General features: G+C 53.6%; 24 protein-coding genes, 1 pseudogene and 1 riboswitch. Of the genes and pseudogenes, 13 read left to right on the top strand and 12 right to left on the bottom strand.

What is annotated here, in order from left to right; genetic code table 11:
• Window positions 1-8: 8 nt before the first annotated feature.
• The 5 genes from mntP to manX all read right to left on the bottom strand — a co-directional run bounded on the left by mntP (window position 9) and on the right by manX (window position 4,261).
• Window positions 9-581 (bottom strand): manganese efflux pump MntP, encoded by a 573-nt coding sequence (gene mntP / locus GEAM_RS10745; protein WP_034791291.1) that lies wholly within the window; start codon window positions 579-581, stop codon window positions 9-11.
• A 10-nt stretch (window positions 582-591) separates the two neighbouring features.
• Window positions 592-784: riboswitch (yybP-ykoY riboswitch) on the bottom strand.
• Window positions 785-1,000: 216 nt separating this feature from the next.
• A complete protein-coding gene (locus tag GEAM_RS10740; RefSeq protein ID WP_034791289.1) occupies window positions 1,001-1,459 on the bottom strand; it encodes a DUF986 family protein in 459 nt (152 codons plus the stop codon).
• Window positions 1,460-1,524: 65 nt separating this feature from the next.
• Entirely contained in the window at window positions 1,525-2,382 is an 858-nt protein-coding gene (locus tag GEAM_RS10735) for a PTS mannose transporter subunit IID (protein ID WP_034791287.1), read from the bottom strand.
• An 11-nt stretch (window positions 2,383-2,393) separates the two neighbouring features.
• Window positions 2,394-3,194: a PTS mannose/fructose/sorbose transporter subunit IIC gene (locus tag GEAM_RS10730; protein ID WP_034791285.1), complete on the bottom strand. Its 801-nt coding sequence runs from the start codon at window positions 3,192-3,194 to the stop codon at window positions 2,394-2,396.
• Between the two features lie 95 nt (window positions 3,195-3,289).
• A complete protein-coding gene (manX, locus tag GEAM_RS10725; RefSeq protein ID WP_034791284.1) occupies window positions 3,290-4,261 on the bottom strand; it encodes a PTS mannose transporter subunit IIAB in 972 nt (323 codons plus the stop codon).
• A gap of 613 nt (window positions 4,262-4,874) precedes the next feature.
• Here manX and GEAM_RS10720 point away from each other — a divergent pair.
• Window positions 4,875-6,434 carry a TerC family protein gene (locus GEAM_RS10720; RefSeq protein WP_034791282.1) on the top strand — a complete coding sequence of 520 codons (1,560 nt, stop codon included), beginning with the start codon at window positions 4,875-4,877 and terminating at the stop codon, window positions 6,432-6,434.
• 72 nt (window positions 6,435-6,506) lie between these two features.
• Here the strand turns inward: GEAM_RS10720 and GEAM_RS10715 are convergent, their stop codons facing one another.
• The 4 genes from GEAM_RS10715 to pabB form a co-directional block, all read right to left on the bottom strand.
• Window positions 6,507-8,087 (bottom strand): EAL domain-containing protein, encoded by a 1,581-nt coding sequence (locus GEAM_RS10715; protein WP_034791280.1) that lies wholly within the window; start codon window positions 8,085-8,087, stop codon window positions 6,507-6,509.
• A gap of 342 nt (window positions 8,088-8,429) precedes the next feature.
• Window positions 8,430-9,794: an L-serine ammonia-lyase gene (locus tag GEAM_RS10710; RefSeq protein ID WP_034791278.1), complete on the bottom strand. Its 1,365-nt coding sequence runs from the start codon at window positions 9,792-9,794 to the stop codon at window positions 8,430-8,432.
• A 224-nt stretch (window positions 9,795-10,018) separates the two neighbouring features.
• Window positions 10,019-10,618 (bottom strand): CoA pyrophosphatase, encoded by a 600-nt coding sequence (locus tag GEAM_RS10705; RefSeq protein ID WP_034791277.1) that lies wholly within the window; start codon window positions 10,616-10,618, stop codon window positions 10,019-10,021.
• Window positions 10,618-11,994, bottom strand: a complete 1,377-nt coding sequence (gene pabB / locus GEAM_RS10700; protein ID WP_034791276.1) for an aminodeoxychorismate synthase component 1 — start codon at window positions 11,992-11,994, stop codon at window positions 10,618-10,620. Before pabB ends, GEAM_RS10705 begins: the two co-directional genes overlap by 1 nt.
• A gap of 191 nt (window positions 11,995-12,185) precedes the next feature.
• Between pabB and GEAM_RS10695 the strand changes: the two genes are divergently transcribed.
• Entirely contained in the window at window positions 12,186-12,365 is a 180-nt protein-coding gene (locus tag GEAM_RS10695; protein WP_034791275.1) for a YoaH family protein, read from the top strand.
• Between the two features lie 96 nt (window positions 12,366-12,461).
• Here GEAM_RS10695 and purT read toward each other — a convergent pair whose 3' ends face one another.
• A complete protein-coding gene (gene purT, locus GEAM_RS10690; protein ID WP_034791274.1) occupies window positions 12,462-13,640 on the bottom strand; it encodes a formate-dependent phosphoribosylglycinamide formyltransferase in 1,179 nt (392 codons plus the stop codon).
• A gap of 226 nt (window positions 13,641-13,866) precedes the next feature.
• Here purT and cspE point away from each other — a divergent pair, with 226 nt between their 5' ends.
• From cspE to GEAM_RS10670, 4 genes are all read left to right on the top strand, one after another.
• On the top strand, window positions 13,867-14,076 hold the full coding sequence (gene cspE, locus GEAM_RS10685; protein WP_034791273.1) for a transcription antiterminator/RNA stability regulator CspE: 210 nt from the start codon (window positions 13,867-13,869) through the stop codon (window positions 14,074-14,076).
• A 220-nt stretch (window positions 14,077-14,296) separates the two neighbouring features.
• Window positions 14,297-15,679 (top strand): ATP-dependent RNA helicase DbpA, encoded by a 1,383-nt coding sequence (gene dbpA / locus GEAM_RS10680; RefSeq protein WP_034791272.1) that lies wholly within the window; start codon window positions 14,297-14,299, stop codon window positions 15,677-15,679.
• A 162-nt stretch (window positions 15,680-15,841) separates the two neighbouring features.
• Window positions 15,842-16,207, top strand: a complete 366-nt coding sequence (yebF, locus tag GEAM_RS10675) for a protein YebF (protein WP_034791271.1) — start codon at window positions 15,842-15,844, stop codon at window positions 16,205-16,207.
• 155 nt (window positions 16,208-16,362) lie between these two features.
• A complete protein-coding gene (locus GEAM_RS10670) occupies window positions 16,363-18,417 on the top strand; it encodes a S9 family peptidase (RefSeq protein ID WP_034791270.1) in 2,055 nt (684 codons plus the stop codon).
• 64 nt (window positions 18,418-18,481) lie between these two features.
• Here GEAM_RS10670 and exoX read toward each other — a convergent pair whose 3' ends face one another.
• Window positions 18,482-19,144 (bottom strand): exodeoxyribonuclease X, encoded by a 663-nt coding sequence (gene exoX, locus GEAM_RS10665; RefSeq protein WP_034791268.1) that lies wholly within the window; start codon window positions 19,142-19,144, stop codon window positions 18,482-18,484.
• Between the two features lie 221 nt (window positions 19,145-19,365).
• Between exoX and GEAM_RS23285 the strand changes: the two genes are divergently transcribed.
• Together GEAM_RS23285 and pip are read left to right on the top strand one after the other, a co-directional pair.
• Window positions 19,366-19,689, top strand: coding sequence for a hypothetical protein (locus GEAM_RS23285; RefSeq protein ID WP_167333531.1), 324 nt, complete (start codon window positions 19,366-19,368; stop codon window positions 19,687-19,689).
• Window positions 19,690-19,815: 126 nt separating this feature from the next.
• Window positions 19,816-20,769, top strand: coding sequence for a prolyl aminopeptidase (gene pip, locus GEAM_RS10660; protein WP_034791265.1), 954 nt, complete (start codon window positions 19,816-19,818; stop codon window positions 20,767-20,769).
• Window positions 20,770-20,803: 34 nt separating this feature from the next.
• On the opposite strand, the gene GEAM_RS10655 is transcribed toward pip, so the two are convergent.
• On the bottom strand, window positions 20,804-21,034 hold the full coding sequence (locus GEAM_RS10655; protein ID WP_034791263.1) for a DNA polymerase III subunit theta: 231 nt from the start codon (window positions 21,032-21,034) through the stop codon (window positions 20,804-20,806).
• 385 nt (window positions 21,035-21,419) lie between these two features.
• Between GEAM_RS10655 and ftnA the strand changes: the two genes are divergently transcribed.
• From ftnA to GEAM_RS23450, 5 genes and pseudogenes are all read left to right on the top strand, one after another.
• Window positions 21,420-21,926, top strand: a complete 507-nt coding sequence (ftnA, locus tag GEAM_RS10650) for a non-heme ferritin (RefSeq protein WP_034791262.1) — start codon at window positions 21,420-21,422, stop codon at window positions 21,924-21,926.
• Between the two features lie 219 nt (window positions 21,927-22,145).
• Window positions 22,146-22,532 carry a copper homeostasis periplasmic binding protein CopC gene (gene copC / locus GEAM_RS10645; RefSeq protein WP_128124476.1) on the top strand — a complete coding sequence of 129 codons (387 nt, stop codon included), beginning with the start codon at window positions 22,146-22,148 and terminating at the stop codon, window positions 22,530-22,532.
• Window positions 22,533-22,535: 3 nt separating this feature from the next.
• Complete coding sequence (gene copD / locus GEAM_RS10640; protein ID WP_034791257.1) at window positions 22,536-23,420, top strand: copper homeostasis membrane protein CopD; 885 nt, start codon at window positions 22,536-22,538, stop codon at window positions 23,418-23,420.
• Between the two features lie 71 nt (window positions 23,421-23,491).
• Window positions 23,492-23,827 carry a YebY family protein gene (locus tag GEAM_RS10635; protein ID WP_034791255.1) on the top strand — a complete coding sequence of 112 codons (336 nt, stop codon included), beginning with the start codon at window positions 23,492-23,494 and terminating at the stop codon, window positions 23,825-23,827.
• A gap of 411 nt (window positions 23,828-24,238) precedes the next feature.
• Window positions 24,239-24,892 (top strand): annotated as a pseudogene (locus GEAM_RS23450) (phage portal protein); the annotation flags it as partial.
• Window positions 24,893-24,896: the final 4 nt, after the last annotated feature.

Raw genomic sequence — 24,896 nt, 5'->3', positions numbered from 1 at the left:
CAGGCTTCTCAGCTAAGATAACCCAAGTGCTCCAGCAGGATATTACAGCCAATACCAATCAGCACCACGCCACCCAGCACTTCGGCCCAACGCCCTAACAGCGGGCCGATAAAGCGTCCTAATAGAATGCCAATAGTGGCCATAATCGTGGTTGCCAGCCCGATGGCCAGCGCGGTATGGATGATATTCACCTGAAGGAAAGCCAAGCCGACGCCGATAGCCATCGCATCAAGGCTGGTGCCGATGGCGGTGGCGGCTAAAATCCAAAAGCCGTGGCGGCTCTGCGTGGTGGCTTCTTCCTGCGGTTTATTCTTCAGACCTTCCATGATCATGCGCGCACCCAGAATGAACAGCAGGGTGAAGGCGACCCAGTGGTCCCACGCCATAATGTATTTGCTGGCGACCAAGCCAATGCCCCAACCAATCAGCGGGGTGATAGCTTCGATGATGCCAAAGATTAAACCGGTGCGCAGTGCTTCACGAAAGTGAGGGCGGTGCAGGCTGGCGCCTTTGCCTATCGAGGCCGCAAAGGCGTCCATCGACATGCCGAAAGCCAGAATCAGTGTTGCAGATAAGTTCACGAGTGTTACCTCGGCCGGGTGTTTCCATATACACGTAACCCACCCCCAACCTTACGACGGAGCTACGCGTCTATGGTCTCGCCAACCTCACGGCTGCTCGCACCACGTTTTATTTCAAAACGAGTATGTTGATACGAGCGTTTTCACATCCATTGTGCGAGACAATTGATGCAAAAACCGGCTACTCCCCAAATGACGGCGCAACCTTAACATAATATTTTAATTGATAACAACAACAAATAATTTAGGGTTTAGCATTCCCAAAGATAATGATTTTCATTAAGTACCCGCACACATCATATTGATTGGATAATAAACTCACAAATTGTGGAATTAAACATCAATAACAACCTTGCGGGTAATTAGGGTTATTTAAATATAATGCTATTAAATATAGCCAATAGCATAATTAACGTAACTTACTGATGTTCAACCATTAAATTATAGATGTTTTGCAGGTCGTCTAACTGGTTAACCCTTATTAACAGCTTGCGTTGTTCCAGTTCAATCACTAAAACGCCGTCCTCTGAGAGATTCATGGATTTGATTCGATCATAGGTGATAAATGCATTGGCGTAGTAAAAGCCTGTCGATTTAAACAACATTTTTGGCCAACGGATAAACGAGATATAGAACGCAATCAGCGCCAGACCAATTAATAAGTAGTTGGTGATTGGCGAGCCCTGAGCATTCACATTGTTATAAAGCAGGATAGCCAACAGCCCGATAAAGATAATGCAATCAATCTTGTTGCGGCGACGCAGGTTGACGCGCAGCAGCGTTTTCCCTTTGTTGGATCCCATCAGGAATTCGTCGTAAATGGCGTAGGCCAGAAGCAGAAGGGCGAAGACAGCGAGGACGATATCAGTGAGGGACATGCAAACTTCTCCAGCGTGAAAGCATAAAAAAGCCGGGGGATAGGCTCCCCCGGCTTAGTGATTACTTAGAGACCTAACAGGCCAATCCAGTAACCGAAGATACCAATGGCGAAGAAGCCAATGATGATCCACAAGGCGTTAACTTTACGGCGCAACAGCCACATACAGCCGAAGGTCAGCAGCAGTGGCACCAGACCCGGCATCAGCTGGTCGAGAATGGTTTGCACGGTGGTGACCGTGGTTTTACCGGTTTGGTCGGTAATGGTCGACACCACCAGCGGTATGTTGACGTGCGTCCACTTGTTAACCAAGGCCCCCATGACAAACAGGCCGAGAATTGACGCCCCCTCGGTCAGTTTTTGCAGGAAGCCGCCGCCCATATCGTTAACGATATCGACACCTTTTTTGTAGCCGTATGCCACGCCGTAGTAGCGAGTCAGCAAGCGTACAAGGTTAAACAGTACGAAGAACAGCAGCGGACCCAACAGGCTGCCGCTCATCGCGATACCCGCGCCAAGGGCGGCGAATACCGGGCGAACAGTACCCCAGAAGATGGGGTCACCCACGCCTGCCAGTGGACCCATCAGACCGACTTTCAGGCCGTTGATGGCCGCGTCGTCGATAGGTGCGCCGTTGGCACGCTGCTCTTCCATCGCCAAGGTTACGCCCAGAACCGGCGCTGCAACGTATGGATGGGTGTTAAAGAACTCTAAGTGGCGTTTGATCGCCGCTTTACGATCATCGTTGTTCTCTGGGTAGAGACGACGGATGGCCGGAACCATGCAATAACAGAAACCCAGTGCCTGCATACGTTCAAAGTTCCATGAACCTTGGAACAGGTTCGAACGCATGAACACACCGCGAATGTCGCCTGGCGTCAGTTTCTTTTCAGGAGTTTGGCTAACTACAGTTTGATCAACCATTTCTCTCACCCTTAATCCAATTCGTTATCGAGATCGTTAACACCCTGTGCTGGCCCAGCCGCTTGCGCCGACTTGTTGTATTTCGGGCTCAACTGGATGTACAGCACTGCCATAACCACACCAATCACACCCAGCGCAACCAGGTTGAAGTTGGTGAAAGCAGCGGTGACGAAACCGAGGTAGAAGAACGGCATCAGGTAACCGGCACGCATCATGTTGATGACCATCGCATAACCTACGACCACGATCATACCGCCCGCAATGTTCAGACCGTTAGTCACGACAGCAGGGATAGACGCCAGCATTTCCTGTACAACTTCGGTGCCTACAGAGACGGCAACGATCACGGCAGGGATGGCGATACGCATCGCTTGAAGTACCAACGCCGAAACGTGGATCCAAGAGATGGCGCGCAGATTGCCGCGTTCTGCCGCACTGTCAGCCGCGTGCTGGAAGGCAACGGTGATGGTACGAACGATGATGGTAAGAACCTGACCTGCCGCTGCCAGTGGGATAGCAAGCGCGATACCTGCACCCACCGACTGACCACCGGCAATAACCAGAATGGTTGAAATAATGGAGGCGAGGGCGGCATCGGGTGCAACTGCCGCACCGATATTCATCCAGCCAAGGGCAATCATTTCCAACGTACCACCGATGATGATCCCGGTTTTAACATCACCCAGAACAAAACCGATTAAGGTACAAGCCACTAAAGGACGGTGGAATTGGAATTCATCAAGGATGGAACCCATCCCCGCAATACATGCAACAATAAATATCAGCACAATCTGTAGTGTGGTGATCTCCATTGCACTTCTCCTATGACAAAAGGACTCTGAGTAAAATAAGCTCATCAGAAACAGATTATTTGTTAACAACCTGCTGCTTTAATTCGCTGAGTTTATTAATTCATTTTATTAATGAGATCCATCATCTTCAGGCGACTGTCAGAAGAGACTTTACGCACCTCAAGCTCGATACCTTTGGCGTTCAATTGCTTGAAAGCATCAATATCTTTTTCATCGACGGAAACGGCGTTATTAACCTGAGTTTTACCCTGACGGAATGCCATACCACCAATATTTACCGACGTGATATTTACCCCACCTTCCACCACGCGCAGAACATCAGTTGGGTTGGTAAATAACAGCATGACGCGGTCGCCAGCATATTTTGGGTTGTCGTAAACGCGAATGGCTTTAGCCACATCGACGACGTGCGCCGTCACGCCAGGAGGAGCAACCTGAGTCAACAATGTCTTACGGACATGGTCGGCGGCCACTTCGTCACTGACGACGATGATGCGGTTAACGTTGGTTTCTTTGGTCCAGCGAGTTGCCACCTGACCGTGGATTAAACGGTCATCGATGCGAGCCAGGCCAATTTTCATGTGATCATTCGGGCCTGCCGGACGCGCTGGTGCAGCGGCCTTTGGTGCCGAAGCCACGGGTTGAACAGCGGCAGTTTCTGCTTCTGGTTCAGGCGTTTTCAGCGCTTTCACGCCAACACGCCCGGTTTCCACCGCAATGGCAACCAGTTCAGCAAACGAAGGGTTATCGTCACGCGCCATGAAGGTTTCTGCCAGCATAGGGATATTCACCCCAGTGACCACTTCATAATTCTCTTTGTCGACGACAATTCGGCTGGCGGCGTTAAACGGACTGCCACCCCAGGTATCTACTAAGAAGAGCACGCCGCTGCTGGTATCAAGTCCACCCAGTTTTGCCGTGTATTTCTCAATTAATGTTTCAGCATTTTCGCCGGGAACGAAATCAATAAAGGCCACGTTATCCTGTTCGCCTAAAATCATTTCCGCCGTTTTCAGCAGCTGTTCGGCTGCTGACCCATGCGTGCCGATGATAATAGCAATACTCACTCGCTACCTCCTCTGTTAACCCCATTAAGGGTTATGCACATAAGTGTGGGTGCTCATTAGATTCGACACTTTTTATAACCCGTGGCGAATGTTGCTGTCCTTGCGCGCAGTTCTTTGAGAGATGACTCAGAACCTCCGTGCATTTCAGTCTTTAATTTCTGATAAACAACAAGAAGCGTGCATTGCAGAACCTCATCAGGTTGTGCGACCGGATTTATTTTAGTGTGTGAAAAAATAAATTATGTGACGACTGTCTGCTATTGAACGACGTAACATGAATGAGTTACGTCATTGCATACAAAAACAGCATAGTGGAACTCCAAGAGAGTGGAGCCAAAAACATTCTTTTCCCAATAAATGATTCCTGATAGAGTTGCTTTCCCAATAATTGCACAGGAGTATCGGGCCTCAGCCCTCCCTATGGACTGTCACCGACGTCACTTATCCTCTTTTTCCTTCTTTTCTCAGCATTTCGGCAACTTCGCCTATTTAGGTCGGATAAATGCCGCATTGAAATCGTTTACTCAGATCACCACTGATCTCAACCACCGGACCAGCTCTGGCGGGAACGTCTTGCGTCTTTTTTCTCATTCTGTGAATCACGGGGCCTAATATGGAATTTTTAATGGACCCATCGATTTGGGTCGGTCTGCTGACATTGGTCGTGCTGGAAATCGTTCTCGGCATCGACAACTTAGTTTTCATCGCCATCCTGGCTGACAAGCTGCCGCCTAAACAGCGTGATAAGGCCCGTATCATCGGCCTGTCGCTGGCGCTGATCATGCGCCTCGGCCTGCTGTCATTGATCTCATGGATGGTGAAACTCACCACGCCGCTGTTCAGCATCGCGCAATTCAGTTTCTCCGGACGCGACTTGATCCTGCTGCTGGGGGGAATATTCCTGCTATTTAAAGCCACGACTGAACTGCATGAGCGGTTGGAAGGGCAGCAAAGCCACGGCGGTAATAACCGCGGTTACGCCAGTTTCTGGTCGGTGGTGGCGCAGATAGTAGTACTCGACGCGGTATTCTCCCTCGACGCGGTAATTACCGCCGTCGGTATGGTCAATAACCTCGCGGTAATGATGACCGCCGTGGTGATCGCCATGGGCGTCATGCTATTGGCATCCAAGTCGCTGACGCGCTTTGTGAACAATCACCCGACGGTGGTGGTGCTCTGTCTGAGCTTCCTGCTGATGATTGGTCTGAGCCTGATTGCAGAAGGCTTTGGTTTCCATATTCCAAAAGGTTACCTGTACGCCGCTATTGGTTTCTCGATTCTTATCGAATTGTTCAACCAAATCGCCCGTCGTAACTTCCTCAAGAGCCAGTCGAATCGCCCAATGCGTGAACGCACGGCCGAGGCGATTCACCGCCTGATGGGGGGTAAAAGCCACCGTCATGAAGAAGAAGACGATCAAGGCCCGACGCTGCCAAGCAAAGAGACCTTCGCCGAAGAAGAGCGCCATATGATCAGCGGCGTGCTGACGCTGGCGTCGCGCTCACTGCGCAGCATCATGACGCCGCGCACCGACATCTCTTGGGTCGACTGCGAACGCTCTCCGGCGGAAATCCGCATGCAGCTGCTGGACACGCCGCACAGCCTGTTCCCAATCTGTCGCCACTCGCTGGATGACGTGATTGGCGTGGTGCGTGCTAAAGACCTGCTGGTGGCGCTGGAAAATGGCGAAAACATTGTTGCCTTCGCTGAGAAGACCGCGCCAATCGTGGTGCCGGAGACAATCGATGTCATTAACCTGCTGTCGGTTCTGCGCCGTGCGAAAGGCCGTTTGGTGATTGTCAGCAATGAATTTGGCGTGGTGCAGGGGCTGGTAACGCCTCTCGACGTGCTGGAAGCCATTGCCGGTGAATTCCCGGACGAGGACGAAACTCCTGACGTGGTGGTTGACGGTGACGGCTGGATTGCCAAGGGCGGCACCGATTTGCACCTGTTGCAGCAAACGCTCGACACCTACGAGCTGGTCAGCCCGACTGACGACTACGCCTCGTTGGCCGGTCTGCTGTTAGCCCAGTCTGGGCAGATGCCTGAAGTGGGCGAGATCATTGAGATCCCGCCGCTGAAATTCGAAATTATCGAACTTGCCGAGTACCGCATTGAGCGAGTGAAGATAACCAAGATGAAATCAGACAATGATTGGCACGACGCGGATTAACCTTTTCGGGTGATTCAGCATTAAAAACGGCGACTTCGGTCGCCGTTTTCTATTTATGCCTGCGCAAACCCATTAGAAGGAGAAGGGCGGGGCCAGTTGGTTGTTCTGCTCATAGCGTTCCAGCCACTGCGGGAAGATGTCGATGGGCATAGGGCGGGCGAAGTAAAAGCCCTGCAGCGAATCCACCTGACGCTCGCGCAGGTAGTTGGCCTGCTCCAGCGTCTCCACCCCTTCGGCAATCAGCTTCAGCTTAAGGCGGTGGGCCAGCGTAATAATGGTGTCGGTCACAGTAGCGTTGATGGCGTCAGTGCCAATCGAGGCGGTAAAGGCGCGGTCAATCTTCAACACGTCAGGATTTAGCGTCTTAAGGTAGCTCAGCGAGCTGTGTCCGGTGCCGAAATCGTCAATCGCCAGCATCACGCCCATGGCTTTCAACTTGGCGATTTGCTGCGCGCTCAGCTCTTGCAGGCGAGTGCGCTCGGTCAGCTCCAGCATCAGCGAGACTTCAGGCTTGGCCGACAGCCAGAGGTCGCGGACGTCATCAATGATTTCCATATTGTGGAAGTGCTGGGCGGCGACGTTGACGCTGATATAAAAGTCTTGCCGCGCCGGGAACATGCTCAGGTTCTCACTCACCTGTCGCAGCAGGTAGCGCGTCAGCGGAATGATTAACCCATGCTGCTCGGCCAGCGGGATAAACAGGTCGGGGGAGACCCACTCCTGGCGGCGATTCTTCCAGCGCATCAGGGTTTCGACCCCGACGCAGTTGCCATTGGAGCTGTTAATGATCGGCTGGCAGTAGACCTGAAACTCGCGATTAGACATGGCGTGGCTAATCGGATAACCCAGACTGATGCGACTGGCCGACAGCAAATAGGTGGCGATGGCGACCAGCAGGCTAATCAGCAAGGAGAGGGGCAAGTGGGCGGGCAAGTCGCCCCAGGCAATGGTCGCGGCGTCGTCACCATACAGCGAAATAGAAAACTCATTGTGGGTGGAATAGGCCTGCACCACTTCATCTTTGCCGAGCTTGCTGCGCGGCACGATGCGGTTTTTATCATACTCAAGGCTCTGATTGAGCACGTTGAGCACCACGCGGTTGGCGTAAGGCGGCTGCGGCTCGAGCAGGAAATTGGCCAGAATGCCGATGTTATAGACAAACAGCACGCCGTTGCGATTGTCAGTATCCGCCGGCTGCCACTGCACCAGCGTCGGGATGCTTTCTGGCGTCATGATCGAGTGGCGCAGCTGCACGTGTTTGTTGCCCAAGGCCAGCTCGGGTAGCATCTGGTCGAAGTCTAAATCCAGCGCCCCGGCGAGGCTCGAACAGACAATTTTGCCATTCACCACCAAGGCGATGGCGCGCAGGGTTTGAATTCTCGCCACCGCGTGCTGTAAGGCGATTTGCTGCTGCGCACAGCTTGTCCCAGTCGCAGTGAAGTCGCTAAAAGAAACTTTCGTTGCAGGTTGTAAGAGGTTTTCCAGCTTTTCCACGGTGTGGTTTGCCAGCCGCTGTTGATTCTGGCTGATAGCCCGGCTCTGTTCGCAAATGCGAATGCCGAGCGTCATGATCAGGGCGAAAAGTCCAATAGCAACCGCGAAAGCCACGCGGTAGGAGCGATATTTTGCGAGCGCGATCGGTGAAAAAGGCATGCTACGAATCCTTAAATTCCGACAAATTGCGCCAAAGTGACGTTGTCACGGGTGAATGCCCTTATCATGTCCACCATCAGAGATGGCGGTTTATTCGTTTTTATGGGTAAGTGAACCAGAATAGCTGACGTAACAGGTGTTTCAGTTATAACGCAGCATGCCGTAGCAGCGGCGGGGAAAGCAAGAGGGCTAAATCAGTTTTTCCTGATATTACAGGGGGTTTCTGTTAATAGAGAACAATTGGCTGCGGAGTTTGCTGAAGGGCAGATTTCATGCGGCCGCTTCTCGGTATTTCTGCATAAAACCGAGGGCGGCCGGGTGGTCTAGACCTGTCGAGGCGGGTTAATCACACTGCACTTTGATTGCCAAACCGCCGCGAGAGGTTTCGCGGTATTTGGCATTCATGTCTTTGCCCGTTTCGTACATGGTTTCGATCACTTTATCCAGAGAAACGCGTGGCTCGCTGGTACGGCGCAGGGCCATACGCGCCGAGTTAATGGCTTTGACTGAGGCAATGGCATTACGCTCGATGCAGGGCACCTGCACTTGCCCAGCAACTGGGTCACAGGTCAGGCCGAGGTTGTGCTCCATGCCGATTTCAGCCGCTACGCACACCTGTTCCGGGCTGCCGCCGAGCAGTTCAGCCAGGCCCGCCGCCGCCATCGAGCAGGCCACGCCTACTTCACCCTGACAGCCCACTTCCGCACCGGAAATCGACGCATTCATCTTATACAGAATGCCGATAGCGCCGGAGGTGAGGAAGTAGCGCAAATAGATGTCTGGGCTAACGGATTCAATGAACTGGTCATAATAGGCCAAAACCGCAGGCACGATACCGCAGGCGCCGTTGGTAGGCGCCGTCACTACGCGGCCACCGGCGGCGTTCTCTTCATTGACCGCCAGCGCGAACATATTCACCCAATCAATGACGTTCATTGGGTCATTGGAGAGCTTATCGTTAGACACCAGCATCCTGCGCAGGGCAGGAGCACGACGCGGCACGCGCAGCGGCCCCGGCAGCACGCCTTCGGTATTCAACCCGCGATCGATACAGGCTTTCATGGTCTGCCAGATATTTTCGAAATACAGCTCAATATCCTGCTTACTGTGCTGCGCCAGCTCGTTCTTCATCATCAGCGCGGAGAGCGACAGGCCCGTCTCCTTGCATTTGGCCAGCATTTCGCTTGCCGAGTTGAAAGCGTAAGGCACGGTGACTTGGTCCAGTACCGGCTGGCCGAAATGTTCGTCATCGACGATAAAACCACCGCCGACCGAATAATAGGTTTTGCTGTACAGCAGCTTGTCGCCCGCAAAAGCGTGGATCTGCATGCCGTTTTCATGTTTAGACAGATTTTCGTTGCGGAACACCATCCCGGTGTCCTGCGGGAAGTCGACTTCGTGGTGAGTGTCGCCCAGCGGCAGACGGCGTCGCTGCTCAACATCGCGGATGAAGTGCGGAATGCCATCAATGTCCACGGTGTCAGGCTTGTTGCCCGCCAACCCGAGAATAATGGCGATATCCGTATGGTGTCCTTTACCCGTCAGCGACAGCGAACCGTAGACATCTACCGCAACGCGAGTGACGTCGGCCATCATGCCTTTTTCGAGCAGGTCATCAACAAACTGTTTACCCGCTTTCATCGGCCCCAGCGTGTGGGAGCTGGAAGGACCAATACCGACTTTGAACATGTCGAAAACGCTAATCACGTTGAATACTCCTGTTTTGGCCGATGGCACTGTCATGTGCATCATGCCCGGATAGATTTACTGTTTAATTAATCTTTAGCAGTGGATTATCGCAGTTTTATTCCGGACTTAACACACAGTGTAAAAGGCCCTGTGATGTAAAGTGGCTTTTTTCGCATGAAATAAAGTAATTTGATGCCGAAATGTGACCAATGTGTAAATTATGGCCACATCAAGAGAAGGGATTAAGCGCGGATTTGCTCCGCCAGACGGCGAATAATGGCGGCGGTCAGCCCCCAAACGAACTGCTGCTGATACCAAGAGAGATAAACGCGATGGTGAGTACCGGCGCGGTGGATATCCAGCGGGTGATAGCGCGACAGGTTAAACGCCTCTTCCAGCGGCATCTCGAACAGCTCGGCCACTTCGTCTTCGCACGGGTGCAGCGGCACATCTACCGGCAGTAACCCGACTACTGGCGTGACCTGAAAACCGGTGCTGCTGTCGAGCGGGGCCAGCGTGCCGAGCACGTTGACGTCGCCGTAGGGGATCGCCACCTCTTCCTGCGCTTCACGCAGCGCGGTGAAGATAATAGAAGAGTCAGAGGCGTCTACCGCGCCGCCGGGGAAGGCGACCTGCCCGGCGTGCTTGCGCAGGCGGTCCGAGCGGCGGGTGAGCAGCAGCGTCGGCTGCTCGCGGCAGATGATCGGAATAAGCACCGCCGCCTGACGTTTTCCCGTCACCTTGGCTGGCGCTGAGGCCGGAAGTTGTAGTTGAAAACGGCGCACGAACTCTTCTACCGCAGGTGAATAACGCGGCATCTCGATCGCTTTTTCAAGGCTCATCAAAGCTCAGGTTCTCCCAGTTGGGGCAGAATACGGGCCACTTTGTCGAAGGTCTCCTGATATTCCGCCTGTTCTACACTGTCCGCCACAATACCACCGCCCGCCCAGCAATAAATGTGATCGCCCTCGGTCAATAGCGTGCGAATAGTTATGTTGCTGTCCATCGTGCCACAACAACTAATATAGGCGATGCTGCCGCAATAGGCGTTGCGGCGATGCGGCTCCAGCTCTTCAATGATCTGCATGGCCCGCACTTTTGGCGCGCCGGTGATTGAGCCGCCGGGGAAGCAGGCGCGCAGCAGGTCGCTGCCGTGGCACTCTGCCGGGAGGTCGGCGGTGATGGTGCTGACCAAGTGATGGACCGCCGGGAATGGCTCGACCACGAACAGCTCCGGCACCCGCACGCTGCCGGGCGTGGCGACGCGGCCAATGTCGTTACGCAGCAGATCCACAATCATCAGGTTCTCAGCGCGGTCCTTCTCCGACGCCGCGAGGCGCAGAGCCTGTTGGGCGTCGGCCTGCGCATCGGCCAGTCGCGGCAGGGTGCCTTTGATTGGGCGCGTCTGCACGTGCTGGTTCTCCAGCCACAGGAAACGCTCTGGTGAAAGGCTCAGTACGGCGTTTTCTGGCAAGCGAATAAAGGCTGAGAAGGGGGCGCGGTTGGCGGCGTTCAGGATGAGGAAGGCTTGCCACTCGTCGCCGGAATAGCGGGTAGAAAAACGCTGCGCCAGATTGATTTGGTAGCAGTCGCCGCTGTGCAGGTACTCCTGAATCTGGCGGAACTTCTCGCCATACTGCTCGCGGTTCATGTTGGCCTGCCAGCCGCCGTGCAGCCTAAACTTGCTGCTTTGCGCCGTCGAGGTCTGTCCCTCAAGCCACGCCAGACGCTGCTCAAGGTCGCCGTGGCACGCCAGCGTCAGGCGCTGCAACTGGTGGTCGGCAATCAGCGCCCAGTCATAAATGCCTACCGCCATGTCGGGCAGCCGAATGTCCTGCGCGGCAATGCTCGGCAGGTTTTCTACCCGACGGCCCAAATCATAGCCGAACAGCCCCAGCGCGCCGCCGAGAAACGGCAAGTCTTCGCGTGACTCGGCCCGCAGGCCCGAAAGGGCTAGCTGCTGGTCAATCAGCAGAAACGGATCCGCGTCGCTCACCTGAGTGCCTGTCGCGCTGGCAATCTCCGTGCTGTCGCCACGGGTGGTCAGCCGAATCAACGGATCGGCGACCAAGATATCAAAGCGATTATGGGCGTGATCCGCCGAGCCGGAGTGCAGCAGCATCGCCCACGGCTGAGCAGAGAGCGGCGCGAACCGCGCCAGCAGGGCGTCAGGATGGTAAGGGAGCGTATGTAAACGGTAAGTCTGGGCAGGCTGCATGGATGGCTTCACGATTTCTGACGAGTAGGCTGGAACAGGGTGTCGATCCTAACATAGATTTCCGCCCCTGAAAGCTGCATAGGCCAATGCGGCAAGAAGGAGTATACTGGCGATCCTTCACGTTGTAGTGGCGCTTGAATGGCGACATTGCTGACCGTATTTCCCTAATGACCCACAAACAGGACACTCCCATGCTGACAGGTATGCCTTCACTTTCACATAGCGAACAGGAACAGGCCGCCGACCGTATCCGCCAATTGATGGCCGACGGCATGAGCAGCGGCGAAGCCATTGCCACGGTAGCGGATGAAATCCGCACTAAGCATCAGGGCGACCGCGTTACCGTTATTTTTGATGACGAAGACGAATAATGCCCAGCCGAGCTGAAAAGCTCGACGCAAGAGATAAAAAAACCGGGTCCTTCGCAGGCCCGGTTTTTTTTGCATTCCCCTTCAGCAGAAAAAAGCTTAGCCCTTAACTACTACCGACGCCGCGGCTTTCTTGGCGGTCTCGACGGCTTCTTCCACGCTGTCGCCAATCGACAGCGCCACGCCCAGGCGGCGTTTGCCGCTGATTTCTGGCTTACCGAACAAGCGAACCTGATTCGAGCCAACCAAGGCATTTTCCAGCCCGCTGAAGGTCACGTTGTTGCTGGTCAGCTCTGGCAAAATCACCGCAGAAGCCGACGGGCCGAACTGACGAATCTGGCTGATTGGCAGGCCGAGGAAGGCGCGCACGTGCAGGGCGAACTCTGACAAGTCCTGAGAAATCAGGGTCACCATGCCGGTATCGTGAGGGCGCGGAGAGACTTCGCTGAACACCACCTCATCGCCACAGATAAACAGCTCAACCCCAAACAGGCCCTTGCCACCCAAGGCTTTCACTACGCTTTCGGCGATATCTTTGGCGCGTTGCAGCGCCAGCTCGCTCATTTGCTGCGGCTGCCAGGATTCACGGTAGTCGCCATCTTCCTGACGATGGCCGATTGGCGCGCAGAAGTGAATGCCGTCCACCGCGCTGATGGTCAGCAGGGTGATTTCGAAATCAAACTTCACCAGACCTTCAACAATGACGCGACCGCCACCGGCGCGCCCGCCTTGCTGGGCGTAATCCCACGCCTGCTGCAACGTGGCTTCGCTGCGGATCAGGCTCTGGCCTTTGCCGGAAGAACTCATCACCGGCTTGATGATGCACGGGTAGCCAATTTCATCGACGGCGGCGCGGAAAGCGGCTTCGTCGTCGGCAAATTTATAGGTAGAAGTTGGCAGCTTCAGGGTTTCTGCGGCCAGACGGCGAATACCTTCGCGGTTCATGGTCAGGCGCGTGGCTTCGGCAGTCGGCACCACGTTGTGGCCCTGTTTCTCAAGCTCAACCAGCATGCTGGTGGCGATAGCTTCAATCTCAGGCACGATGAAATCAGGGCGTTCGTGCTCAATAAGCTGCTTCAGCGCTTCGCCGTCGAGCATATTGATCACGTGGCTACGATGGGCAACCTGCATGGCGGGAGCATCGGCATAGCGGTCAACGGCAATCACTTCCAGACCAAGACGCTGGCATTCAAGGGCGACTTCTTTACCCAACTCGCCGGAACCCAATAACATGACGCGAGTCGCGCCGGTGCGCAGTGCAGTACCAATGGTTAACATAGCTTCGTACCCAGATCTGTGGTGGTTGAAAAGGTGTGCTGATGGCGCATTTACAGGCCAAATTCGCCGCCCTGTGAGCAGTTCGGGCGCATTATAACGGAAAAAAAACGCGACGAAAACGATTGCGCGGCAAAGAGTGCGATTTGCGTGAGGCGGCTGAATGTGCGTTAATATCACCGCACTCGCGATCGAGGCGGGTGCTTTTAAAATAGTAAAGGATATAAAAATGAGTAAGTTAACTGGTCAGGTCAAGTGGTTCAACGAAAGCAAAGGTTTCGGTTTCATCACTCCGGCCGACGGTTCTAAAGACGTTTTCGTGCATTTCTCCGCAATTAACAGCGATGGTTTCAAAACGCTGGCCGAAGGTCAGAACGTTGAGTTCACCATTCAGGACAGCCCACGTGGCCCGTCCGCTGCTAACGTTGTTGCACTGTAAGTCTTACAGCAAAAACGCCTGAGCGTCTTGACCTCGGGGCGGTGACAGACAATCTGTCGCTGCACAGCATGAAAAACCCGCCTAGTGCGGGTTTTTTTGTGCATGGCGTTCGCTGAGTAAGGCGGGCAGGCCGTCTCTCTGTTATCATTTAGCCCAAATCATGGCGTCGTTTTTTCCGTCGCTGCCCCGAATTTTCTGCCTTATATAAAGAGTTATCGCCTTGAGCACGCATTCATTCTCCGTCCTGCCACTGCCCGCCGAGCAGCTTTCTAACCTGTCCGAGCTGGGTTATGCCGAAATGACCCCCATTCAGGCCGCGTCTTTACCGGCTATCCTGCAAGGGCAGGACGTCCGCGCCAAAGCCAAAACGGGCAGCGGTAAAACGGCCGCGTTCGGCATCGGGCTGCTGGATAAAATCACCGTCGGGCAATTTGTCACCCAATCGCTGGTGCTCTGTCCAACCCGCGAACTGGCCGATCAGGTCAGCAAAGAGCTGCGCCGTCTGGCACGCTTCACCCAGAACATTAAAATTTTGACCCTGTGCGGCGGGCAGGCTATCGGGCCACAGCTTGAGTCTCTGGTTCACCCTGCGCACATCATCGTCGGCACGCCGGGCCGTATTCAGGAGCACCTGCGTAAAGGCACGCTGAAGCTGGATCAGCTGAAAGTGCTGGTGCTGGACGAAGCGGATCGCATGCTGGATATGGGCTTTAGCGAAGATATCGAAGACGTAGTGAGCTACGCGCCGCAAGACCGCCAAACCCTGTTGTTCTCCGCGACTTACCCGGAAGGCATCGAGCGCATCAGCAACAAATTCCAGCGTCAGCCGGTGAAAGTTGAAATTGAAGGCGAAGATGACATTGCCGACATCAAGCAAGTGTTCATCGAAACTGACCGCAATCAGCGTCTGGCGCTGCTTACGGCGGTGCTGTATCAGCAGCAGCCAGCTTCCTGCGTGGTGTTCTGTAACACCAAGCGCGACTGTCAGGAGATTTACGAAGCACTGGCAGGCAAGGGCATTAGCGCGCTGGCGTTGAATGGCGACCTCGAGCAGCGCGACCGTGACCGCGTACTGGTGCGTTTCGCCAACGGCAGCTGCCGCGTACTGGTGGCCACCGACGTCGCCGCGCGCGGTTTGGACATCAAACAGCTGAGTTTGGTGATCAACTACGAGCTGTCGTTTGACCCAGAAGTTCATGTTCACCGCGTAGGCCGTACGGGCCGTGCTGGCACCAGCGGCTTGGCGGTGAGTCTAGTCACGCCGCAGGAGATGGTGCGCGTTCACGCCTTGGAAGATTACACCCGTCAGGCCGTGGTTTGGCAGCCTGCGGCGCAGGTGATGTCTGCACCGCCCGTGGCGCTGGACCCTGAAATGGCGACCTTGTGCATCGACGGCGGCCGTAAAGCCAAGATCCGTCCCGGCGATATTTTAGGTGCGTTGACCGGTGATGCCGGGCTGACGGCGGCGGAAGTGGGGAAAATCGACATGTTCCCGGTTCACGCCTATGTAGCGATTCGCCAGAAGAGCGCCAAGAAAGCCCTTCAGCGCTTGCAAGAAGGCAAAATCAAAGGCAAAAGCTGCAAAGCGATTATCTTGCGATAAGCCGTCGGCGAGAATTAAGTTCGCGCCGCCGCGATGTTAACGTTGTGTTATGATCTTGTCATGGATTAACATGTCCCTGTTAAAAATGACCCTGCACTCAGCAAGGATATCGCCGGGTGCAGTGCTCGGTCAGGGACAGAAACAGCATACGGGAGGCGGAACGTGAACAAATTAATTCTTAGCGCAGTGGTGGCAGTAGCAGGATTGAGTGGCGCAGTGCAGGCCGCGCAGACCTCAGAGCAACAGAGTCGCACGGTAACCATCGCGCCTTGCAACAATGCCAGCAAGGACGAAGTGGCGGCTTTGGTAAAACGTGATTTTCTGCAAAACCGTATTACCCGTTGGGATGAAGATAAAAAACTGCTCGGCACCTCAACGCCAGTGGTGTGGATCTCCACCGACAGCATTACGGGCGACAGCGCCAACTGGAGCATTCCGGTCAAAGCGCGCGGTAACCGCGCCGAGAAAACTTACCCGGTAACGCTAAACTGCCAGCTCGGCCAAATCACCTACGGCACGCCGCACTAAATTCTGCTCAAAGCGCCTCGGCATCTTGCCTGACGGCGCTTACTCCTCTGCTTGCCATTTCCTGCTCTACACCTCGCTTGCCCGCTTAGTGCTTGGTTTCGCAAAATAAACCTGTCACTCTGCATAAACCTTCAAGAACATTGAGAGAAAGCCTGATGACCACACCTCCAAAGGCTGAAAAACGCCCTAAAACGCTATCCATTCACGGTGAAGACCGGGTTGATAATTACTATTGGCTGCGTGACGATGACCGCGCCAATAGCGACGTCCTGAGCTACTTGCAGGCTGAAAACGCCTATACCGAACAGGCGCTGTTACCCCATCAGGCGCTGCGTGAAACCCTGTATCAAGAGATGGTGGCGCGCATTGCGCAGCAGGACCACTCGGTACCTTATGTCAAACACGGCTATCGCTATCAGACTCGCTATGAGCCGGGCAATGAATACGCGATTTATCTGCGCCAGCCAGCCGCCGAGAGCGAGCAGTGGCAGACGCTGATTGACGGCAATGAGCGCGCCAGCGACAGTGAGTTCTACACGCTGGGCGGTCTGGATATCAGCCCGGACAACAAGCTGATGGCGGTCTCCGAGGATTTCCTGTCGCGTCGCCAATATGACATTCGCATCAAGAACTTGCAGGATGAGAGCTGGAACGATGACCTGCTGAAGAACACCGCAGGCAGCGAGTGGGCCAACGACTCCCAGACCCTTTATTATGTGCGTAAACACAAAAAGACCCTGCTGCCGTATCAGGTCTACCGCCACACCGTCGGCACTGACCCGAAAAACGACCAGCTGGTGTATGAAGAGAAAGATGACACTTTCTATGTCGGGCTGGATAAAACCACGTCCGACCAATATGTGATCATTCACCTCGACAGCACCACCACCTCTGAAGTGCTACTGCTGGATGCCAACGACCCGCAGGCCAAGCCGCAGGTATTCGTCCCGCGCCGTAAAGACCACGAATACGGGCTGGACCACTATCAGGGCCATTTCTACATTCGCTCCAACCGCGATATCTCCGCGCCAAAAGACGGTAAAAACTTCGGTTTATACAAAAGCGCCGATAACAACGAAGCCGGCTGGCAGACGCTGATCGCCCCGCGCGAGGCAGTGATGCTGGAGGGCTTTAGCCTGTTCCGCGACTGGCTGGTGGTGGAAGAGCGCGAGCAGGGGCTGACCAACCTGCGCCAGATCCACTGGACCAGCGGCGAAGAGAAGTCGCTGAACTTCGACGACCCGACCTATGTCACATGGCTGGCTTACAATCCTGACCCGGACACCTCGCTGCTGCGCTATGGCTACTCCTCGATGACCACGCCAAGCTCGCTGTTTGAGCTGGATCTGGACACCGGCGAGCGCGCGCTGTTGAAGCAGCAAGAAGTGAAAGATTTCGACGCGGCCAACTACCGCAGCGAACGCGTCTGGGTGACCGCGCGCGACGGCGTCAAGGTGCCGGTTTCACTGGTTTACCGCCGTGACACCTTCAAGCCCAACAGCAATCCGCTGCTGGTCTATGGCTACGGCTCTTACGGCAGCAGCATGGATCCGGCGTTTAGCGGCAGTCGCCTGAGCCTGTTGGATCGCGGCTTTGTCTTCGCCTTGGCGCACATTCGCGGCGGCGCGGAGCTGGGCCAGCAGTGGTATGACAACGGCAAACTGCTCAACAAAATGAACACCTTCCACGACTTCATCGACGTCACCAAAGAGCTGGTGGCCGAAGGCTATGGCGAAGCGCAGCAGGTTTATGCCATGGGCGGCAGCGCCGGCGGCTTGCTGATGGGCGCGGTAATTAACCAAGCGCCAGAGCTGTATCGCGGCATAGTGGCGCAGGTGCCCTTTGTTGACGTGGTGACCACCATGCTTGACGAGTCTATCCCGCTGACCACCGGCGAGTATGACGAGTGGGGCAATCCGAATGACAAAACCTACTACGACTATATTCTGCAATACAGCCCTTACGATCAGGTGAAGGCGCAGGATTACCCGAACATGCTGGTGACCACCGGCCTGCATGATTCTCAGGTGCAATACTGGGAACCGGCCAAGTGGGTGGCGAAGCTGCGTGAGTTGAAAACAGACGATAACCAGCTGCTGATGTACACCGATATGGATTCTGGTCACGGTGGCAAGTCGGGGCGCTTCAAGGCTTACGAAGACATTGCGTTGGAATATGCTTTTGTTCTGTCTCTGGCGGGCAAATCGTAATTCAGTGAGTGAATAGCGCGGCCTTTTCGCGATGAAAGGGCCGCGTGACGTCAGCAAGTTCTTATTACTTCTCCAGAAAATGCTCAATGCTAAAGCGCATATCGCCGCTTAAATCTTTAATCGACTTCAACATCCAGCGCAGATAATCCGGATCTTGCAGCGCAATGTCTTCAATCTTCTGCCCACGGTATTTACCAAATTTCAGCGTCCGCAGCAGGGTCGGGCTGTTGCTTATCTCGAGCATTTTCTCCACGCTCCAGCCTGAATCCGCAATAATTCGCTTGAGCAGCGCGGCGGTGACATAGCAGTCATACAGCGCGCGGTGCGGGTACAGGCCTTCGGGAACAGTGACGTCGAGCTTCAGGGCGTAGCGCAGATACTGGTTGCTGTAGCGAATATTCGGGTAGAGCGCCTGCGCCAGCTTCAGGGTGCAAATCCACTGCCCGTGCATCTCCGGCAGCACGCCACGATCGAAAGCCGCGTTGTGCGCCACGTAGTAAGGGCTGCCGTGATACTTGCCGATGACCGCCGCGATGCGCGGTTTGCCGTCGACCATCTCTTCGGTGATGTGGTGGATGGCCATCGCCTCGTGGCTAATCGGCCTGTCAGGGCTTACCAGATCACTCATCGGCTGCACGATCTCGCCGTCTATCAGGTCAACGGTGGCGATTTCAACAATGCCGCCGTCCAGTCCACAGGTTTCCGTATCAATTACCCGGAATGTCATACCTTTTCTCCTGTTTCACTCTTATTAATGAGCAAGCTTGTTAATGCGTAAAGTGTAAAGGATAGGTGGCCCCAGTCCAACCGTCGGTACTTTTCTGCGCATGGCCCTGTGCGGAGAACAACATGCCAGCGGATAGCGGTGAGGGCGCTGACGCAGAGGTTAAATAAACAAAAAAACCCGCTATCAGCGGGTTTGTATCAATACGAAGTGGTGTGTCTTGAATGACAGAATCGAACCGTTACGCAGAAGCCTTTTTGGCTCTTTTCTCAGCTTTTTTTTCAGCTGGAGTTTTCAACGGCTTCTTCTTCGCATTCTTTTTGCTATCCATTCCTTTACTCATGGTGGCTTGCCTCTCTAAAGCTTGTGGATTGGGTTGCTCACCTATTTACTGCTTAATTCGCGCAACTTGCAATAGCCGCTGGAGAGGTTTCGCTCAACGGCATGTTTCTATGCGAGTTATTGTTTTTTCTCCTCATCTTGCAGGGACTTTTTCGCGGCGTGATGCCGTTTCTTTATACAACCGCGCTGAATTACTGTGCGACTGATAGAAAAAATGCATTTTTTTATTGTTAACAACATGTTGTTGATTGACCGACTTAGCCTGATGCGCTGTTATGAGAAAGCGTAAATGAGAAATTGATATTCTGGACCTCAAAAAAACAGGAAACGCCATGCCGAAATTGAAAGGTTTATATCCGCCAAGAGAGGCGTATGCCAGCGGGATGCTGGACACCGGCGACGGTCACCAGATTTATTGGGAGCGCAGCGGCAATCCGCAGGGCAAACCCGCAGTATTTATCCACGGCGGGCCGGGCGGCGGCTGTTCCTCTGTTCATCGCCAGCTGTTTGATCCCAACGATTACGACGTCATGCTGTTTGACCAGCGTGGCTGTGGGCGATCCAAACCTCACGCCAGTCTGGACAACAACACCACTTGGCATCTGGTGGAAGATATTGAGCGTCTGCGCAAAATGGCGGGCGTGGATAAATGGCTGGTGTTTGGCGGCTCGTGGGGCGCGACGCTGGCGCTGGCCTATGCGCAGACCCATCCCGAGCATGTCAGCGAAATCGTCCTACGCGGTATCTTCACCCTGAGAAAGCAGGAGCTGCATTGGTACTATCAGGAGGGGGCGTCGCGCTTCTTCCCTGACAAATGGCAGCGCATGCTCTCGATTTTATCGCCAGAAGAGCGCGGTGACGTGATGGCGGCTTACCGTAAACGCCTCACCTCAAAAGATCGCGCCGTGCAGCTTGAAGCCGCCAAAATCTGGAGCCTGTGGGAAGGGGAGACGGTCACGCTGCTGCCGACGGAAGACGCGGCTTCGTTTGGCGAGGATGATTTTGCACTGGCCTTTGCACGCATTGAGAATCACTACTTCACCCATTTGGGCTTTTTAGACAGTGACGATCAGCTGCTGAAGAACGTCGAGCGCATTCGCCATATTCCGGGAGTTATCATTCACGGGCGCTATGATATGGCCTGTCAGGTGCAGAACGCGTGGGATCTGGCGCAGGCATGGCCGGAAGCCGACCTGCATATTATTGAAGGAGCAGGGCATTCGTTTGACGAGCCGGGTATTCTCGACCAACTGATCCGCGCCAACGAGCGTTTCGCCCGCGCGTAAAGCGTCTACCCGCGCCTGCTGGCCGAGCTGAGAGCTACTTCTGCTTAGGTTCGTACGGTAGGCGTGAGTATTTGTGTGACTCCGCGCGGTAGTGCGCCACACGCTCGCGGAAGTAATCCCGCAGGTGTGCTGGCTGCTCGCGCTCGGCCATTTCTGCCACCACCGGCATGTTATAGCGCTCTTTGAACGCCACGCCAGACGCGGCCAAATCAACGTTCACCTTATCCATCTCTTCTTTACTCAGATCAGCCAAATTCTTGTTCATTGATTTTCCCCAAAGCGAGCCTTGGCGCGCATTGTACTCGACCCAGCGCGCCGGGTGAATGTTCGCAGCCGATTTTTAATCTGCCAATTAATTTCATGGAATAAGAATCATTCTTAATTATTGACTGAAATAATGAATGGAATAACTAAAAAAGAAATAAATAAAGAATAAGAATGATTCTCTTTTAATATTTATTTTCACTGTGAATAATTCTCAATAAGATTTGAATTGAATTTTTAATTCATTAAATATCAACAGTTTACTTGTTTTCGTTATTTATATTCATATTATTGTGAATCAGGTGTTTTTATTTTGTTCGACGATCGGCATAATGCGTGAAAATAATGAATTCATCCTGCTATTCGCCAATTTATGTGGAGCTATCATGCTTAAAAAAGAAATGATCGATCAGTTGAACGAACAACTGAATCTTGAGTTTTATTCTGCCAATTTATATCTGCAAATGAGCGCATGGTGCAGCGATAAAGGTTTTGAAGGCGCCGCCGCTTTCCTGATGCAGCATTCTCAGGAAGAGATGGAACACATGCACCGTTTGTTCAAATACGTCAGCGACACTGGCGCTCTGCCACTGTTGGGTGCGATTGCCGCGCCGCCGGTGGAATTTGAGTCACTGTCCGACGTGTTCCAGCAGACTTACGAGCATGAGCAGCACATCACCACCAAAATCAACGAACTCGCTGACTTGGCGATGACGCTGAAAGATTACTCTTCCTTCAACTTCCTGCAATGGTACGTGGCAGAGCAGCATGAAGAAGAAACCTTGTTCAAATCTGTTCTGGATAAACTGGGACTGGTTAGCAACACCGGCAATGGTCTGTTCTTCGTCGACAAAGACCTGAAAGGCATGGTCAACCAAGGTCCATCAGCCTAATTACTTCGTCGTCAAAAACGTCTGGTAATAAACCGCAGTAAGCTTCAGGGCAACCTGATAGCGCTGCGGTTTTTTTGTTTTTGCCTTGGGGCAAAAAGTGCCAAACTTCGGCTCTGCTTAACGATTCCCTAAACCATCCCTTAAATTTGACAGACTTGCAGGGCGACTTTGCGCTAAAGTTGCGGCGTTAAAATCCCTCAACCAGAAAGCTAAGGAAAAATTGTGTCGCAAAAATCCTCTTCTCTCTGCCGTATTTTGGCTACTTCCGCGGTGCTTGCTTTAGGTCTTATGTCACAACAGGCTCTGGCGCATGCTCACTTGAAAACTGAAACCCCGGCTGCCGATACCACCCTTAAATCTGCACCCACCGAGCTGACTCTGGGCTTCAGCGAAGGGATTGAACCTAATTTCAGCAAGGTCGCGCTGAGCGGCCCTGACAACAAAGCTATCGAGACGGGCAAACTGGCTCTGGCGGCGAATGACAAAACTCAGGCCATCGTGCCGTTGAACGCGCCACTGACCGCGGGGAAATACACCGTTTCATGGCACGTCGTGTCAGTTGATGGTCACAAAACCGAGGGGCAGTACAGTTTCACGGTGCAATAAGCCATGACTCTGGCCACTTTGTTTGTTCTGTGCCGGTTTTTCCATTTTGCCGCGGAGATGCAGATATTTGGTATCAGCGTGATGACCGGATTGCTGGCACCGAAAGGATTCGCAACAGGATTGCTTAACCAGAATCAGCGGCTGATGACCCTCTCGGTCGGGGTTGCTGCGCTAACTGCGGTTGGCATGCTGGCGATTCAAGCCGGATTGATGGGCAACGGCCTTGAGGATTGTTTAAACCTCAACGTCTGGTTACTGGTGCTGACCACCACCTTTGGTGAGGTCTGGCGCTGGCACCTGTTACTCACCGCGATTGCGCTGATGGTGTGGCTGATGGACTGGCTGCCGGGGCGGGTGATGCTGATGTTCTTGACCAGCACCGGCCTGCTGTTCAGCCAAGCGTTGATTGGTCACGCGGCCATGAACGAAGGCGTGCTGGGCCTGTTGCAACGCGGCAATCACACCTTGCACCTGCTCAGCGCCGCCTACTGGTTCGGCAGCTTACTGCCACTGTTAGGTTGCCTGCTTTACACCGAACGGGACGAGACGCGGCCTTACGCCATTGCGACGCTCATTCGCTTCTCAACCTGCGGGCACGTGGCGGTCGCGCTGGTGATCCTCACCGGGATACTCAACAGCGCCATTATTTTGCAACGTCTGCCTACCGACCTGTCGTCGCGCTATATCCAGCTGTTGCTGGTGAAAATCGCGCTGGTAATGGTGATGACCGGCGTGGCGATATTTAATCGCTATCGGTTAGTTCCGCTGATCCCGACGCAGCCGCAGTTGGCCTATCAGCGATTGGCTTCCGCCACCAAGCTTGAGTTAGTGCTATCGCTGGTGGTGATGCTGCTGGTCAGTTGGTTTGCCACGCTGTCGCCGTTCTAAATTAGATAGCGGGAAAGGGCGACTCGCTTCGGCGTGATCACGTTTTAAAGTTAGTTATAAAGGAAAAAGCCATGAGGAAAACATTCCTTGCCACTCTGCTGCTCGCTGTGTCAGCCAGTAGCTTCGCCGCGCCTGAATTAGTGACGGTTTCGCGTCTCCAGTACGGCAAAGATTGGGCATTCACCCGCGAAGAAGTCATGCTGCAATGCCGTGCAGGCAAGGCGCTGTATGTGATTAACGACAGCACGCTGGCGCAGTATCCCCTGAACGATGTCGCGCGCGAGCAGGTGAAGAGCCACAAAGTACAGGCCGTGCCGCTGGAGAAAATCCTGCTCGACGACCCGAAAAATCCAGGTCAGAAGATGAGCCTCGCTCCGTTCATCGCCAAAGCGGAGACCCTTTGCTAAGTCTTAAAACCTTGCTCCATGCCAGCAAACTCATCTCTGTTTTGAGATTGTTATCACAAAGAGCAACTAATTTAGCGAAGTTATTATCACTTGGTTACAAGTTGATTGGAAAACGAGCAACTCTCAACTACGCTTTAAGTTGTACGGCTTAACCGCCTGCATTAATGCCAACTTTTAGCGCACGGCTCTCTCCCAAGAGCCATTTCCCTAGACCGAATATAGGAATCGTATTCGGTCTTTTTTTTGGTTAAAATCAATAACATTTAAAATTCAATAAATTATATTTTGTTGAGAGTGGTTTCACTCTGTGGTGCCGTTTGCCCTTCAGGTAGTATGGGTGAAACGCAGCAGCCCTGAAATCAAAACTGCCATGCTGCTAAATAGAATTGCGTCGCTACCAACTTGACGAACCCTTTATGTTTTGAATGTATACCGGAAAAATATATTCGTCGCAGAGTTGAGGGGGGGGGACGTACTTGTTTGTGCAGGAGTGGAAAGAGCTGTAACAGTTCGCAAAGGGTAGGGTATTTCACCTTATCGAGTTGGATATAAATTAGTAATTATGCGGTCTGCTTGAATATCTCCGCGTATTAAGCTCGGCCTGACTGAATAACTCAGCCACGTTATTCTGCCGCAAGTACCACTAGAACGGCGCGCATGCGGATACGTATACATCTTATATATGACTGACGCCGCGCAGAGCAGAAGCGATATAGATTCAATGCGTAAGGCAATGAGGAAAACAAAAGGCTTGGGAAACTTCCGCAACCTGTTCATGTAGGCGCCGAATGTCAAGAAAGACGGCATCCAGATCCTGCCGCTGAGTGAGGTCGCCACTAAGTATGATTTCTTCAATATCAAAAAATCCAGCAGAGATGACCTGCTGAGCGCGCACCGCCGCAGATGATATGGATCATTCCTGATAATGCGGGAGGGTTTGGAGATGTGGAGAAGGCGGCGCAGGTCTTCATAAGGAACGAGTTGACACCGCTGCAAGAGAGGATGAAAGGGATTAACGTTGGGGAGCATAGCCCGATAATCAATTTTTTGTCATATAGCATCTAAATCA

The sequence above is a fragment of the Ewingella americana ATCC 33852 genome (assembly GCF_000735345.1).
GTDB classification, from domain to species: domain Bacteria; phylum Pseudomonadota; class Gammaproteobacteria; order Enterobacterales; family Enterobacteriaceae; genus Ewingella; species Ewingella americana.
Note: the sequence above shows the minus strand (reverse complement) of the source record. Positions and strands in the feature narration are given on the sequence as shown.

What these genes read in the sequence shown, in the direction of transcription:
- GEAM_RS10715 (WP_034791280.1), bottom strand. Translation starts at nt 8,087, where the DNA reads ATGCCTTTTTCACCGATCGCGCTCGCAAAATATCGCTCCTACCGCGTG.
- GEAM_RS23285 (WP_167333531.1), top strand. Translation starts at nt 19,366, where the DNA reads ATGACAGAATCGAACCGTTACGCAGAAGCCTTTTTGGCTCTTTTCTCA.
- GEAM_RS10740 (WP_034791289.1), bottom strand. Translation starts at nt 1,459, where the DNA reads ATGTCCCTCACTGATATCGTCCTCGCTGTCTTCGCCCTTCTGCTTCTG.
- ftnA (WP_034791262.1), top strand. Translation starts at nt 21,420, where the DNA reads ATGCTTAAAAAAGAAATGATCGATCAGTTGAACGAACAACTGAATCTT.
- exoX (WP_034791268.1), bottom strand. Translation starts at nt 19,144, where the DNA reads ATGACATTCCGGGTAATTGATACGGAAACCTGTGGACTGGACGGCGGC.
- cspE (WP_034791273.1), top strand. Translation starts at nt 13,867, where the DNA reads ATGAGTAAGTTAACTGGTCAGGTCAAGTGGTTCAACGAAAGCAAAGGT.
- GEAM_RS10735 (WP_034791287.1), bottom strand. Translation starts at nt 2,382, where the DNA reads ATGGTTGATCAAACTGTAGTTAGCCAAACTCCTGAAAAGAAACTGACG.
- GEAM_RS10730 (WP_034791285.1), bottom strand. Translation starts at nt 3,194, where the DNA reads ATGGAGATCACCACACTACAGATTGTGCTGATATTTATTGTTGCATGT.
- GEAM_RS10635 (WP_034791255.1), top strand. Translation starts at nt 23,492, where the DNA reads ATGAGGAAAACATTCCTTGCCACTCTGCTGCTCGCTGTGTCAGCCAGT.
- copD (WP_034791257.1), top strand. Translation starts at nt 22,536, where the DNA reads ATGACTCTGGCCACTTTGTTTGTTCTGTGCCGGTTTTTCCATTTTGCC.
- GEAM_RS10655 (WP_034791263.1), bottom strand. Translation starts at nt 21,034, where the DNA reads ATGAACAAGAATTTGGCTGATCTGAGTAAAGAAGAGATGGATAAGGTG.
- pabB (WP_034791276.1), bottom strand. Translation starts at nt 11,994, where the DNA reads ATGCAGCCTGCCCAGACTTACCGTTTACATACGCTCCCTTACCATCCT.
- purT (WP_034791274.1), bottom strand. Translation starts at nt 13,640, where the DNA reads ATGTTAACCATTGGTACTGCACTGCGCACCGGCGCGACTCGCGTCATG.
- pip (WP_034791265.1), top strand. Translation starts at nt 19,816, where the DNA reads ATGCCGAAATTGAAAGGTTTATATCCGCCAAGAGAGGCGTATGCCAGC.
- GEAM_RS10670 (WP_034791270.1), top strand. Translation starts at nt 16,363, where the DNA reads ATGACCACACCTCCAAAGGCTGAAAAACGCCCTAAAACGCTATCCATT.
- GEAM_RS10720 (WP_034791282.1), top strand. Translation starts at nt 4,875, where the DNA reads ATGGAATTTTTAATGGACCCATCGATTTGGGTCGGTCTGCTGACATTG.
- GEAM_RS10695 (WP_034791275.1), top strand. Translation starts at nt 12,186, where the DNA reads ATGCTGACAGGTATGCCTTCACTTTCACATAGCGAACAGGAACAGGCC.
- GEAM_RS10705 (WP_034791277.1), bottom strand. Translation starts at nt 10,618, where the DNA reads ATGAGCCTTGAAAAAGCGATCGAGATGCCGCGTTATTCACCTGCGGTA.